This is a genomic window from Sphingomonas echinoides ATCC 14820, from assembly GCF_000241465.1.
Classification (GTDB): Bacteria; Pseudomonadota; Alphaproteobacteria; order Sphingomonadales; family Sphingomonadaceae; genus Sphingomonas; species Sphingomonas echinoides.
Genome location: NZ_JH584235.1, coordinates 1,394,099 through 1,407,025, shown reverse-complemented (window position 1 = coordinate 1,407,025; position 12,927 = coordinate 1,394,099). Strand labels below are relative to the sequence as shown.

Genomic DNA, 12,927 nt, shown 5'->3' with positions numbered 1-12,927 from the left:
TCGCAGCGAGCCCATGCACGGGATATATTTCGGTTAAGTGACAGTCGAGGTAGCTGTTCATGAATCATTAAAAATGAGTTATGATGCGTTGCAAAATGGCATCACACTGCGGGGGGTAACCCAGCCGGGTGTTCTCAGCCCGCAGCCGCAACAATCTCCGCCCAGCCCGCTTCGTCGATGACGGAAATGCCTAATTCTGCGGCCTTTTTCAGCTTTGAGCCCGCGCCCGGCCCAGCCACGACCAGATCGGTCTTGGCCGACACCGAGCCCGACACGCGCGCGCCAAGCGCCTCCGCTTGGGCCTTGGCTTCGTCGCGACTCATCGTCTCCAGGCTGCCGGTGAACACGACCGTCTTGCCGCTGACAGGGGATTCGCGGGTTTCGTGGACGATATCGAGCGGCTCCACCTCGCGCAGCAGCGCCGTCACCACCTCCCGATTGTGCGGTTCTGCAAAGAATTCGATCAGGGCATCGGCGACTTCGGGGCCGATCCCCGCCGTTTCGATCGCGGCGGCGAGCGCCTTGCCACGGCGCACGACGAATTTCAGGTCGGTCTCGCCCAATGCGGGGACAAGCTCGGCGCGGACCGCCAGCACGCTCTCGATCATCTCGGAAAAGGCCGCCATGCTCACATAGCGTCGCGCCAGGTCACGTGCGGTAATTTCCCCGACATGGCGGATGCCGAGCGCGAATAGGAAGCGGTCGAGCCCGATTTTGCGGCGCAGGTCGATCGCCGCGAGCAATTTGTCGACGACCAGTTCCGACATGCGGTCGCGGGTGACCAGCGCGTCGCGATGTTCGTGCAGGCGGAAGATGTCGGCGGGGGACGCGATCAGGCCGTCGCGGAAAAACTCCTCGATCCGCACCAGCCCCAGCCCGCTAATGTCAAAGGCGTGGCGCGAGACGAAATGGATCAGCCGCTCGACGCGCTGCGCCGGGCAAATCAGCCCGCCGGTGCAGCGCACCACCACTTCGCCCTCGCCGCGCTCGGCGAGCGAGCCGCATTCGGGGCAAAGGGTCGGGAAGACGAAGGCCGGGCGGTCCTCGGCGCGAGTCAGCACATCGACGATTTGCGGGATGACGTCGCCCGCGCGCTGCAGCACGACGCGGTCCCCCACGCGCGCGCCGAGCCGCTCGATCTCGTCGGCATTGTGCAGCGTCGCATTAGCGACGACGACGCCGCCGACGGTGACCGGCTCCAGCCGCGCGACGGGGGTGAGCGCACCGGTGCGACCGACCTGGATATCGATCGCGAGCAAGGTCGTCTCGGCGCGTTCGGCGGGGAATTTGTGCGCGATCGCCCAGCGCGGGGTGCGCCCCACCGTGCCCAGCCGCGCTTGCCAGTCGAGCCGGTCGAGCTTGTAGACCACGCCGTCAATATCGAAGGGCAGGTCGGCGCGCTGATGTTCGATGCCGCGATAGACGGCAAGCGCATCGGCGGCGGTGGCGGCATGGGCGAACCCCTGCGCCACGGGGAAGCCCCAGGCTTTGATTGCGGCGATTACCGCACTTTGCGTGTCGCCGGGCAGCGCGCTCGCCTCACCCCAGCCCCAGGCGAAGAAACGCAAGGGCCGCGTCGCGGTGACCGAGGCGTCTTTCTGGCGCAGCGATCCGGCGGCGGCGTTGCGCGGGTTGGCGAATTGGCGCGCGTCCTTGCCGGTGCCCTCGGCCTCGGCGAGCAGGCGCGCGTTGAGGGCAGCGAAATCGGCCTTGGCCATATACACTTCGCCGCGCACCTCGAAGATCGCCGGCGCGTCGGCGGGGAGGCTTTGCGGAATGTCGGCGATGTGGCGGACATTGGCGGTGACATCCTCGCCCACCTGCCCATCGCCGCGGGTGAGCGCCTGGACGAGCTGCCCGCTTTCATAGCGCAGCGAACAGGACAGGCCGTCGATCTTGGGTTCGGCGGTGAGTTCTACGAGTGCGTCCTCGGGCAAAGCGAGGAAGCGGCGGACGCGGCCGACGAAATCGGCGACATCCTCGTCGGTAAAGGCATTGTCGAGGCTGGTCATCGGCCGCGCATGCGGGGCCTTCGCGAGATGCGCGGCGGGTGATCCTGCGACAACGGCAGTCGGATCGAACAGATCCGCAAGATCTGGATTATCACGCTCTAGCGCACGAAGCGCAAACTTGAGCGAATCGTAGTCTGCGTCGCTTATCGTTGGATCGTCGTGGACATAGTACCGATCATCATGCGCTTTGATCTCCAGCATTAGCCGAGCGTGCTCTCGCTGCGCCTCGATCGGCGCAACCGCCAACCGGCTCGTATCTGGTTTTGGCCGCTTCTTTTTCGGTTTGAGAGTCATGTAATCGCCAATGTCGGTTTGACGGAGCTTTCGTCAACCGTACAAGGACATCATAACGCGCGCGGCAAACGCAAAATGGCTAATCGTCTTCGCTGGCGTCCATCTCGGCGAGATGCTTGGCCTCTTCGTTGGTCGAACGGCGCTCGGCGGTCTTTTCCGCGCGGCTGGCCATTTCGTCCCAGGCTTTGGCGGCGCGCAGCCAGCGGCCGCGAACATTGTCGAGGGTGGCCGTAGCCGCGTCGGACTCGGCCTGACGGGCGCGGTCGCGATAGAACAGGGCGGTGGTGTTCGTGGGATATCTCCGCAAATAGGAGGGAAACGGATCGAGAAAGCGGGGTGCCGCCGATGAGCGACACCCCATATTGGCTCAGGCTTGCGCCAGCCGGACGGCCGAAACCTTGCCGCGACGGTCTTCTTCCAACTCGTACGAAACGCGCTGGTCGCGGTCGAGCGTGGCCATGCCGGCGGCTTCCACCGCGCTGATGTGGACGAAGGCATCGCCACCGCCGCCCTCAGGCGCGATGAAACCATAACCCTTGTCGGCGTTGAAGAACTTAACGGTGCCGATAGCCATATCTAATTCCTTACGTGCCGGTGCCGCGCCGCAGCGTCGGTACCGGATGGGGCCGAGATCGAAGACGGATGCGACGTCCGGCCCCGGCCGACGCATCCGATCACAAGGCGTCAGCCGCGCGCGGAAATTCCGCTGCGGGCAGGCTGGACGAAAGAGAAGAAAGGGAGAGACACGAGCTCCAGTCCGATGCCAGGCAAGCGGGAGCGCGGTGGGTCTCTCAGCCGCGCGATGCTTGGGAGCGGACTCGCGCGATGGGCCCACCATAGCAGGTTGTTCGGGACATGTCGTGGGGATTGCGCGGAGGGGCGGATTGTGTCGCTGCACGAAGCCGGTTAGCCTCGGCGAAACATTGCGGCAGAGGGGCCGATCATGATCCTGACGATGTTGGCAATGGTACAGACGACTCCGCCCGACGCTCCGCCGCAACGTCGCGCGAGCGTCGATTTGCCCGCCGCCTGGCATCCGGCCTCGTGTCCAACGGCAGACTCAGGAAGCGACATCGTGGTGTGCGGCAGCCGTGACGCAGCCGAGAAATTCCGCGCGCGTCCGCTGCCCGAAAAATATGCCGAAGTCGGCGGGCCGGGGATCGGGGTCGATCTGGGCAAAGGTGCGCGCGGCAATCTCCACGCCGAACGGGGCGGGACCGTCGATGGCAAGGTCGCCAATCGCATCATGTTCACGGTGACGATGCCGTTTTGAGGGCAGCGCTTCCCCTACTCCTTCCCCGGCGAAGGCCGGGGCCCAGCTGGGAGCGGCCTGAAGGCGTGCGTTGCGTTCGCTTGCAAACACCTTCGCTGCTGGGCCCCGGCCTTCGCCGGGGAAGGAAAAGGGCGGGGAAAGGAGAGAGGCGGATGCGGTCCGTCATCGCCCCGTCACCCCGGGTTTATCCCGGGGTCCACTGCGATGCGGATTCTGCGGGCGGCGGTGGTGTGGCACGGCAGACCCCGGGATAAACCCGGGGTGACGGGGGTGGCGCTGAGTTTGCGGGTTCCCGGTGCTGGCGCGTTACGCCGTTTCCAGCAACCGATCGGCTTGGGCGCGTGCCTCCGGGGTGATCGTCGCGCCCGAGAGCATGCGCGCGATTTCCTCGCGGCGGGTGGCGTCGTCGAGCCGGGTCACGCCGGTGCGGGTGACGGTACCGTCATGGCTCTTGGCGATGAGCAGATGATGCTGCCCGCGCGCGGCGACTTGCGGGCTGTGCGTGACGACCAGCAATTGCGTGGCCTCGGCCAGCCGCGCGAGTCGTTCGCCGATTGCGCTGGCCACCGCACCGCCGACGCCGCGGTCGATTTCGTCGAAGATCATCGTCGCGGCCCCGCCTTGCTCGGCGAGCGCGACCTTCAGCGCGAGGATGAAGCGCGACAATTCGCCGCCCGAGGCGATCTTGACCAAGGGCGCGAACGGCGCGCCGGGGTTGGTCGAAATCTCGAATTCGACGCGGTCCTTGCCCGCTGCCGACCACTGTTCTTCCGGCGCCGGGGCCACGACGGTGCGGAAGCGCGCTGCGTCGAGTTTCAGCGGGACCAACTCGCCTTTGACCGCAGCGTCGAGCCGTAGCGCGGCGGCGCTGCGCGCTGCGCTGAGCGTGGTGGCGGCCTTGTCATACGCGGCACGGGCGGCGGTGAGCTTGGCTTCGAGCGCGGCGAGGCCTTCTTCCCCGGCGTCGAGCGCCTCCAGCCGGGCGGCGAGTTCTGCGGCCAAGTCGGCCAGCGCATCGGGCTGGACGCGGTGCTTGCGCGCCATGCCGCGCAGTTCGAACAGCCGCGCCTCATCCTCTTCCAGCGCGGCGGGATCGAACCAGAGATCGGCCTTGGCCTCGCGCAGTTTTTCCTCGGCGACTGCGCCCTCGATCACCGCGCGATCGACCGCCGCCAGCGCTTCGGCGAGCGCCTCATGGTCTCCGGCGATCCGTTCCAGCACGCGCGCCGCCTGGCGGAGCTGCGACAGGCCGCCGTCCGATCCCTCCAGCCAGCCTTCGATCGCGGCGAGATCGGCGGCGATCTTTTCCGACCGCTGCATCGTGCGGCGGCGTTCGGCGAGCGCTTCCTCCTCGCCCGGTTCGGGGGCGAGCGCGCGCAATTCGGCGACTGCGTGTTCCAGCCATTCGCGGTCGCGCGCGGCGGTGTCGATCGTGGCGTGCGCCGTGGCGAGCGCCGTCTCGGCGTCGCGCCAGGTCTTGTAGGCAGTGGCGGTGGCGCTCGCGTCGATCCGGCCGAACGCGTCGAGCAGCGCACGATGCCCGCGCGCGTTGAGCAGCCCGCGATCATCATGCTGGCCGTGGATTTCGACGAGATAGGTCGCGAGTTCGCGCAACAGGCCAGCCGAGGCCGGCTGATCGTTGACGAAGGCGCGGCTGCCGCCATCTGCCTTGACGATTCGCCGGATCATCAGCGGTTCGCCGGGGTCGACGTCGAAGCCGTTCTCGCCGAGCAAGGTGGCGATCGGCCCGGTCGCGTGCGGCGTATCGAAAGTGGCGGTAACCACGGCTTGGGTCGCCCCCTGCCGCACCAGCCCGGCATCGCCGCGCGCGCCGAGCGCCAAGCCCAGCGCATCGAGCAGGATCGACTTGCCCGCGCCGGTCTCACCGGTCAGCACGCCCAGGCCCTGCCCGAAGTGCAGGTCCAGCGCCTCGATCAGCACGACGTCACGGATGGCGAGAGAGATCAGCATGGGTCTGCCGCCCGCTTTACCCGAACAATCGATGTTCCGGTATCGTTCTTTTTGGTCGAGCCTCAGCTGCCCGGATTGGGGTTGCCAGGGTTGGTCGACGATCCGCCCGTGGGCGGCAAAGCGCGCGCGTCGCGCTTCGGCTCGCGAGTCTTGATGGGCTTGTCGGGAAGCGATTTGTCGGCCGGTAGCACGATCAACTGGCCCGGCGCGATCGCCGCGACCGCGACGGGGGGGTGTTCCTCCGACAATTTGTACGCGCGGCTATACCATTGCGTGCCGGGATAATTGGCCCCCAGCACGGCGGCGGCCTTGCGCGCCTCGTCGGGCACGCCGAGCGCGAGATAGGTTTCGGTCAGGCGCATGAGGGCTTCGGGTGCGTGCGTGGTCGTCTGATAGTCATCGACCACCTTGCGGAAGCGCATTGTCGCGGCGAGCCATTGGCCGCGCGTTTCGTAAAAGCGACCGATTTCCATTTCCTTGCCGGCCAAATGGTCGCGCACGAGATCGATCTTCAAACGCGCATCGGCGGCATAGCGCGTGTTGGGATAGCGGCGCGTCAGCTCGCCCAGCGCATCCAACGCCTGCTGCGTGATTTTCTGGTCGCGCGTGACGTCGCTAATCTGTTCATAATAACCGAGCGCGACGAGATAATAAGCGTATGCGGCATCGCGGTTGCCGGGGTGGACCGAGATGAAGCGCTGTGCCGATTGGATCGAGGCGGTGTAATCATGCGCGAGATAATAACTGAAGGCGCTCATCAACTGCGCGCGGCGCGCCCATACCGAATAAGGGTGCTGCCGCTCGACTTCGTCGAACAATGCCGCCGCCAGCTTATATTCCTTATTGTCGAGCCGCTTCTTCGCCGCCGTATACAGCGTGCCGACGTCGCGCGCGACATAGGGAATATCGCCCTTGGTCCGGTTGCGCGCGCACCCCGTGGAGGTGAGCACAGTCGCGGCAATCAGGCCGACCGCGAGGCTGCGGAAAAGGGGCGAGCGGGTAAGGGGGGTACGCATCGCCGTAAGCCTTAGCCTAACCCCCGAGGCGCGAACAATCCTTTTCGTCGGGGTGCTTGCGACGGCGCGTTTTCATTACGGATCGCTTCGCGCTATCGGAGCGTTGCCACTTCCGGATTCGATTGGAGTACCCCCGTGACCGCCACCTTGCTTGCCACCAAACGCGTCGAGAAGCCCTGGGGTCGCACGCAATTGTGGCCCGGCTTTGCCAATCCGGCACCGGGTGGGGAAAAGGTCGGCGAAGTGTGGTTCCAAACGCCGCATGCGGGCGAGCCCGAGCTGCTGATCAAATATCTGTTCACCAGCGAAAAATTGTCGGTGCAGGTTCACCCCGACGATGCGGCCGCGCAGGCAGCGGGCTATCCGCGCGGCAAGGACGAGGCATGGCTGATTCTGGCAGCCGAGCCCGATTCGACGATCGCGCTCGGCACGCTGGAACCGATGACGCATGAGGCGCTGCGCGCGGCATCGCTTGATGGCTCGATCGCGCATCTGCTCGACTGGAAGCCGGTCAAGGCGGGCGAATTCTATTATTCGCAAGCCGGGACGATTCACGCGATCGGGGCTGGCATCACCGTGATCGAGGTGCAGCAGAATGTCGATCTGACCTATCGCCTGTATGATTATGGCAGCGACCGGGAGCTCCATCTCGATGCGGGTGTCGCGGTGTCGAACCCGGTGCCGTTCGTGCCGCTGCCCACGCCCGCTCCCGATAGCGGCGATCATCAGGTGCTGGCCGAAGGGCCGAAATTCGTGGTCGAGCGCTTTGCCGGCGGTCACCGCGTCATCGCATTGCCCGATGGGGTGACGGCGTGGCTCGTGCCCGTGGCGGGCGCGGGTGTGGTCGACGGTGTTGCGTGGCAAGCGGGCGAATGCCTGACGCTGACCGGTCGCTGCGAAATCGCTGCTGAGGTCGGCAGCGACCTGTTGCTGGCCTATCCGGGCGACACGCGCATCTGACGTCTTTCCCTCCCCCTGGCGGGGAGGGAAACGGTAAGCCTTTCGCGCTACAGCGCGCTTATGCTGCGCGTGCTGACCCTTTCGACGCTGTTTCCCGATGCGTCGCGGCCCAATTTTGGGGTGTTTGTCGAACGGCAGACGCTTGGGCTGGCGGCGCACCCGGATGTCGATCTGCGCGTGGTGGCACCGCTCGGGATGCCGCCCTGGCCGCTTGCGCGGCACGAGCATTACGCACCACTTGCGGCCTTGCCCGAGCGCGAGACGTGGAAGGGCCTCAACATCCGCCGCCCGCGCTTTCTCGCGCTGCCCGGCACCGGCGGGCGGTTTCATGCGGGCGCGATGGTGCGGCGCTTGACACCCATGCTCACCGCGCTGCGCCGCGAGTTTCGGTTCGACGTGATCGATGCCGAGTTCTTCTTTCCCGATGGTCCTGCAGCGGTTGCGCTCGGGCACCATTTCGGCGTGCCGGTGTCGATCAAGGCGCGCGGCGCAGACATCCATCATTGGGGGCGTGCGTCCGCGACGGCCGCGCAGGTGATTGCGGCGGGGCAGGCGGCGGACGGGCTGCTCGCGGTGTCGCAGGCGATGCGCAGCGACATGGTGGCGCTTGGCCTGACAGAGTCGCGTATTCGGGTGCACCATACCGGGGTCGATCTCGATCGCTTCGGGCCCCGCGATCGCGCCGCCGCCAAAGCGGCTTATGGAGTTACGGGGCCGCTGATCGTCTCGCTCGGCGCACTGATCCCGCGCAAGGGCCATGATGTGGTGGTGGAGGCGATGGCCTCGCTGCCCGGCGCAACACTGCTGATCGCGGGTGAGGGCACCGCGCGCGCCGCTCTCACCACGCAGATTGCGACGCTTGGCCTCGCGGATCGTGTGCGGCTGTTGGGCAGCGTCCCGCATGGCGATCTCCCCGCCTTGCTCGGCGCGGCGGATGTGATGGCGCTGGCGTCAGCATCGGAGGGGCTCGCCAATGCCTGGGTCGAGGCACTGGCCTGCGGAACGCCCATTGTCATTACCAGCGCAGGCGGGGCGGCGGAGGTGGTGACCGAGCCCGCCCTCGGCCGCATCGTCGATCGCAGCGCGTCCGCTTTTGCAGAAGCGATTGGCGCTGTGCTCGCCAATCCGCCGAGCGCGCAAAATGTCCGCCGTGGCGCGGAACGTTTTACCTGGGCGGCCAATACCGCCGCGCTCTACGACCACCTTGCCGGGCTGGTGTCAGCCCGCCGGTGACGCCGGGTGCTTGGCCAACCACGCTTTGGCCTGGAGGTTGCTGAGCTCGACCAGATTGCCCATCACCACCGGCATATCGATCAAGTGCAGGCCCCAGTCCCGGAGCGTCATCCCGCCATAGACGATGTCGCCGACGATCGTGCCGGTGCGTTTGTCGGTCGGCTGGGCGTGGATCGTCAGCGCCAGATAATGGACCTTGCCCGTGCTGGCGCAGGCGGTGCTGAGCAGGCCCGGCACCTTGACGAACGGAGTCGTGACGGGCGCGCCATCGGTCGTCCACGGCCCCATCGGCAAGCTGCTCATGCCAGCGCCCTTCGCGCCGAGATAGGCGTCGGTGGTGGCACCGCCGGTTAGCGCCGCCGGATCGACGCAGGCCGCGACCATGCCGGGCTCGCTGACCAAGCCGAAATGGCTGTTGGCGGGCGGCGGCGCATCGGCGCGGAAGGTGACGTAGCTGACAACGCAGCCGACATCCTTGGCGGTGTGGCAGAGCGGTGTCGATTGCAGATCGCCGCCTACGTCTTTGCCCTCCGGCACCGCGACCGTGGTGCCCGGGATCAGCACGGAGATGATCTGCTGCTGCGCCGGCGTGCCCTCGATCGCCTTGGCGACCAGGCTTTTCAGGATACCCGCGCCCTGGCTATGGCCAATCAGCACGACGCCGCGCCCGTGATTGTCGTAGGCGAGATACTCCTCCCACGCTGCCTTGACGTCGTGATAGGCCATCGCCCGGTCCGACGTGTCGGGCTTGCCGATCAGCTTCGCGCGGAGTGCCGCGATCGTCACCTGGCGATAGAGCGGCGCGAACACGCGGCAATATTTGGCGAAGCGCCCGGCCTGGAAAGCGGCGACCGAGTCCTCTTCGGGACCCGCGACCATGTCGCTATTGGGCGTCGGATCGTTCGAGACGGTGGGATAGACGTAGAAACAATCGAATTTCGGATCGGTGGTCGCCGAGAATTTCTCGGTGCTGCGCGATCCATCGGCCTTGATGATCGTCGCATCCTGGTTGGCGTCGCACGGATCGACCTTGCCGGGGCGGCACAGCCAGCTTTCGGGCTTGCCATAATCGGGCGCGGCAGCGGCGGCAGGCGGCGTGTCGGCGGTTTGCGCGCTGGCGAAAGCGGGGACAGCGGCCAGGGCCATAGCGGCGGCCAGATATACTCTCATCGTCATGACGCGACTCTCCCCCAAGCGTTTTACGGGCAGGATAACGCCGCCCGCGCGCTCGTCAAAGCGGATAGAGCGCGCCTGCGACCTGACGGCCCTCGCCGCGCAGCACGGCCCAGGCACGCGCGGCGGCGCGGCTGTCCATCGCCTCGACGCCGACCCCTTGCGCCTCCAGCGCGCGGACGAAGGCGGGCGGGGGGCGATGCATGGTGGCACCAGTGCCGAGCAGCAGAAATTCCGGCCGGGGATCGATCGCCAGCAACGGCGCGACCGCTTCTGCGTTCAGCGCGTCGAGCGCGGGCGGGGCCCATTCGTCCGACCCGTCGGGCCAGATCAGCAGCGCGCGATAGACCCCGCGAAACGCGTCGGCTTCGACCTTAAACCCGCCTTGCGAGAAGCCGGTGATGATCGGGCCGACTCCGCGCTCGCGTTCGATCCGCATCAGCCGACCTTGGGCGTTCCGGCGACGGGGGCGTCGTCAACCTTGGGATCGGGACGCAGGCCGAGCGAGATGAGTAGCGAGGACGACACGTAGATCGACGAATAGGTGCCGACGAAAATGCCGAGGATCATCGCCGCAGTAAAACCGCGCAGCACCTGGCCGCCGAAGATGAGCAGCGCGAACAAAGCGAGCAGGATCGTAACCGAGGTCATGACCGTGCGCGGCAGCGTTTCGTTGACCGACAGATCGACAATGCCGGCCATATCCATCTTGCGATAGCGGCGCATATTCTCGCGGATACGGTCATCGATGACGATCTTGTCGTTGATCGAATAACCGATGATCGTCAGCACGGCGGCGACGATGTTGAGGTCGAATTCAAACCAGGTCAGCGCGAAGAAGCCGAGCGTCATCAGCACGTCGTGGACGATGGCGACGACGGTCGACACGCCGAACTGCCATTCGAAGCGCAGCACCGCGAACAGGCCGATGCCGATCACCGCGAGCACGACCGCGAGGATGCCATTGCCGATCAGTTCGTTCGAAACCTTGCCGCCGACGACGTCCTGCTTGGAGAATTTGGCGTCGGGAAACTGCTTGGTCACCGCCGCCTGCACTTGCGCGACGATGCGGTTGGTGGCGCCGTCGTCGGTGCTGTTGGGCGGGGGCAGCTTGATCGACATGGTCTTGCCGTCATTGCCGATGCGTTGCAGACGGACTTCGCCCAGATTGAGCCGGTCAATCGTGGTGCGCAGCATGTCCTCCGAGGGCGGCGTATCGAACTTTTCCTCGATCATCAGGCCGCCACGGAAATCGACGCCAAGATTGAGGCCGCGCGCAAGCACGATGCCAATGGCTGCGATCGACAGCAGCAGCGTCAGCCCGAACGCCCATTTGCGCAGCGAGACGAATGGCAGGTTGGTGTTATCAGGAACGAGTTTCAGCAGGCGCATATGTCTGGCCGATCAAATATTGATTTCGGTCGGGCGATTCTTGCGAATCCACAACACGACCAGCATCCGCGTGAAGGTAACGGCGGTGAACACCGAGGTGACGATGCCGATCAGCAGCACGACCGCGAAGCCCTTGACCGGGCCCGAGCCGAGCAGCAGCATGATCAGGCCCGAAATGGCATGGGTCGCGTTCGCCTCGAAGATCGTGCGGCTTGCTTCCTTATAGCCCAATTCGACCGACTGGATCACGCTGCGGCCACGGCGGCGTTCTTCGCGAATACGCTCGTTGATCAGCACGTTCGCGTCGACCGCGGTGCCGATCGTGAGCACGAAACCGGCAATGCCCGGCAGCGTCAGCGTGCCGTTCAGCAACGCCAGCACGCCCATGATGACCACGACGTTGATGATCACCGCATAATCGGCATAGAAACCGAAGCGGCCGTAGGTGACGATCATGAACACCACGACCAAAGCGACCGCGATGCACGAGGCGAGGATGCCGGCGTGGATCGAATCCGCGCCGAGATCGGCACCGACGCTATGTTCCTCGATCACCTTCAGCGTGATCGGCAATTTGCCCGAGCTGAGCGCGATGGCGAGGTTGTTGGCGGATTCGACGGTGAAGCGGCCCTCAATATAGCCCGAGCCGCCCAGGATCGGCGTGTTGATGCGCGGCGCGGAAATCACCTGGCCATCGACGATGACGGCGAAGGCCTTGCCGGTATAATCCTGCGTGATCCGCGCGAACTTGCGGCCGCCCTCGGCATTAAACCCGAAATTGACGATCGCCTCGGTCGAATCGGGTTTGAAGCCCTGGCTGGCGCTGACCAATTGGTCGCCGGTCAGGATCGCCTGACGCTTGACCAGGATCTTCGCCTGCGGCCCACCTTCGGGATAGGGCAGGACCTGGCTGCCCGCGGGGACGATGCCGCCCGCCACATAGGGCGTGTCATCGACCATCTTGAATTCGAGTTTGGCGGTCTTGCCGAGCAATTCCTGCAGGGCCTTGGGGTCCTTCGATCCCGGCACCTGCACGACGATGCGGTCGTTGCCCTGGCGGACGATCGTCGGCTCCTTGGTGCCGAGCTTGTCGATGCGGGTGCGGACCACGTCGGTGGCGGTCGACATGGCGGTGTTGACCGCCTGGGTGATGCCGGCCTGGGTCGGCGTCATCACGATGCGCTGACCGTCAATGACGCTCAGATCCCAATCGCGCTGGCCGGTCATGCCGGCACCGCCGATATGCTTGTTGAGCAATTCGCGCGCGGCATCGAGCTGGCGCACGTCGCGCAGCAGGAAGCTCAATTTGCCGCCGTCGGTGGAGATGTCGCCGATCTGGATCGGCGGAGTCGCGGTGTTGATGTCGTTGAGGATTTCCTCGCGCTTGGCCTCGAGCCGGTTCTTGACCAGTTCCTTGGTGTCGGCCTCGAGCAGCAAATAGCTGCCGCCTACAAGATCGAGCCCGAGATTGACCTTGGGGTGCGGGAAGCCGCCCCAGCGATCGGTCACCGAATCGGGCAGGAAGCTGGGGATCGCCAGGGCCATCAGGCAGGCGAGGAACCCCAGGATCGAAATGACCTTCCAGCGCGGGAAATCCTGCATC

12 protein-coding genes are annotated in these 12,927 nt (G+C 65.7%); 3 read left to right on the top strand and 9 right to left on the bottom strand.

What is annotated here, in order from left to right; all coding sequences use genetic code 11:
• Positions 1-134 precede the first annotated feature (134 nt).
• From ligA to ON00_RS06660, 3 genes are all read right to left on the bottom strand, one after another.
• A complete protein-coding gene (gene ligA, locus ON00_RS06670; protein ID WP_010404249.1) occupies positions 135-2,213 on the bottom strand; it encodes an NAD-dependent DNA ligase LigA in 2,079 nt (692 codons plus the stop codon).
• A 172-nt stretch (positions 2,214-2,385) separates the two neighbouring features.
• The gene (locus ON00_RS06665; RefSeq protein ID WP_231565191.1) at positions 2,386-2,613 is read right to left on the bottom strand and encodes a hypothetical protein; all 228 of its coding nucleotides are present in this window, start codon (positions 2,611-2,613) and stop codon (positions 2,386-2,388) included.
• Between the two features lie 60 nt (positions 2,614-2,673).
• A complete protein-coding gene (locus ON00_RS06660) occupies positions 2,674-2,880 on the bottom strand; it encodes a cold-shock protein (protein WP_010185321.1) in 207 nt (68 codons plus the stop codon).
• Between the two features lie 369 nt (positions 2,881-3,249).
• On the opposite strand from ON00_RS06660, the gene ON00_RS06655 reads away from it, so the two are divergent.
• On the top strand, positions 3,250-3,579 hold the full coding sequence (locus ON00_RS06655; protein WP_010404243.1) for a hypothetical protein: 330 nt from the start codon (positions 3,250-3,252) through the stop codon (positions 3,577-3,579).
• Between the two features lie 306 nt (positions 3,580-3,885).
• On the opposite strand, the gene recN is transcribed toward ON00_RS06655, so the two are convergent.
• Together recN and ON00_RS06645 are read right to left on the bottom strand one after the other, a co-directional pair.
• Positions 3,886-5,550, bottom strand: a complete 1,665-nt coding sequence (gene recN, locus ON00_RS06650) for a DNA repair protein RecN (protein WP_010404241.1) — start codon at positions 5,548-5,550, stop codon at positions 3,886-3,888.
• A 62-nt stretch (positions 5,551-5,612) separates the two neighbouring features.
• Positions 5,613-6,566, bottom strand: coding sequence for an outer membrane protein assembly factor BamD (locus tag ON00_RS06645; RefSeq protein WP_010404239.1), 954 nt, complete (start codon positions 6,564-6,566; stop codon positions 5,613-5,615).
• Positions 6,567-6,701: 135 nt separating this feature from the next.
• Here ON00_RS06645 and ON00_RS06640 point away from each other — a divergent pair, with 135 nt between their 5' ends.
• The gene (locus tag ON00_RS06640) at positions 6,702-7,526 is read left to right on the top strand and encodes a class I mannose-6-phosphate isomerase (RefSeq protein WP_010404237.1); all 825 of its coding nucleotides are present in this window, start codon (positions 6,702-6,704) and stop codon (positions 7,524-7,526) included.
• Positions 7,527-7,586: 60 nt separating this feature from the next.
• Positions 7,587-8,759, top strand: coding sequence for a glycosyltransferase (locus ON00_RS06635; RefSeq protein ID WP_010404235.1), 1,173 nt, complete (start codon positions 7,587-7,589; stop codon positions 8,757-8,759).
• Here ON00_RS06635 and ON00_RS06630 read toward each other — a convergent pair.
• Genes ON00_RS06630 through secD form a run of 4 tightly spaced genes read right to left on the bottom strand, consistent with a single transcriptional unit; the run spans position 8,745 to position 12,926 of the window.
• A complete protein-coding gene (locus ON00_RS06630) occupies positions 8,745-9,935 on the bottom strand; it encodes a DUF3089 domain-containing protein (protein WP_010404233.1) in 1,191 nt (396 codons plus the stop codon). The two genes, ON00_RS06635 and ON00_RS06630, sit on opposite strands and share 15 nt — an antisense overlap.
• Positions 9,936-9,990: 55 nt before the next feature.
• Complete coding sequence (locus ON00_RS06625) at positions 9,991-10,371, bottom strand: Mth938-like domain-containing protein (RefSeq protein ID WP_010404231.1); 381 nt, start codon at positions 10,369-10,371, stop codon at positions 9,991-9,993.
• A complete protein-coding gene (secF, locus tag ON00_RS06620) occupies positions 10,371-11,324 on the bottom strand; it encodes a protein translocase subunit SecF (RefSeq protein ID WP_010404230.1) in 954 nt (317 codons plus the stop codon). Before secF ends, ON00_RS06625 begins: the two co-directional genes overlap by 1 nt.
• A gap of 12 nt (positions 11,325-11,336) precedes the next feature.
• Positions 11,337-12,926: a protein translocase subunit SecD gene (gene secD / locus ON00_RS06615; protein ID WP_010404228.1), complete on the bottom strand. Its 1,590-nt coding sequence runs from the start codon at positions 12,924-12,926 to the stop codon at positions 11,337-11,339.
• Position 12,927: the final 1 nt, after the last annotated feature.

What these genes read in the sequence shown, in the direction of transcription:
- ON00_RS06655 (WP_010404243.1), top strand. Translation starts at nt 3,250, where the DNA reads ATGATCCTGACGATGTTGGCAATGGTACAGACGACTCCGCCCGACGCT.
- ON00_RS06635 (WP_010404235.1), top strand. Translation starts at nt 7,587, where the DNA reads ATGCTGCGCGTGCTGACCCTTTCGACGCTGTTTCCCGATGCGTCGCGG.
- secD (WP_010404228.1), bottom strand. Translation starts at nt 12,926, where the DNA reads ATGCAGGATTTCCCGCGCTGGAAGGTCATTTCGATCCTGGGGTTCCTC.
- recN (WP_010404241.1), bottom strand. Translation starts at nt 5,550, where the DNA reads ATGCTGATCTCTCTCGCCATCCGTGACGTCGTGCTGATCGAGGCGCTG.
- ON00_RS06630 (WP_010404233.1), bottom strand. Translation starts at nt 9,935, where the DNA reads ATGACGATGAGAGTATATCTGGCCGCCGCTATGGCCCTGGCCGCTGTC.
- ON00_RS06625 (WP_010404231.1), bottom strand. Translation starts at nt 10,371, where the DNA reads ATGCGGATCGAACGCGAGCGCGGAGTCGGCCCGATCATCACCGGCTTC.
- secF (WP_010404230.1), bottom strand. Translation starts at nt 11,324, where the DNA reads ATGCGCCTGCTGAAACTCGTTCCTGATAACACCAACCTGCCATTCGTC.
- ON00_RS06645 (WP_010404239.1), bottom strand. Translation starts at nt 6,566, where the DNA reads ATGCGTACCCCCCTTACCCGCTCGCCCCTTTTCCGCAGCCTCGCGGTC.
- ligA (WP_010404249.1), bottom strand. Translation starts at nt 2,213, where the DNA reads ATGCTGGAGATCAAAGCGCATGATGATCGGTACTATGTCCACGACGAT.
- ON00_RS06660 (WP_010185321.1), bottom strand. Translation starts at nt 2,880, where the DNA reads ATGGCTATCGGCACCGTTAAGTTCTTCAACGCCGACAAGGGTTATGGT.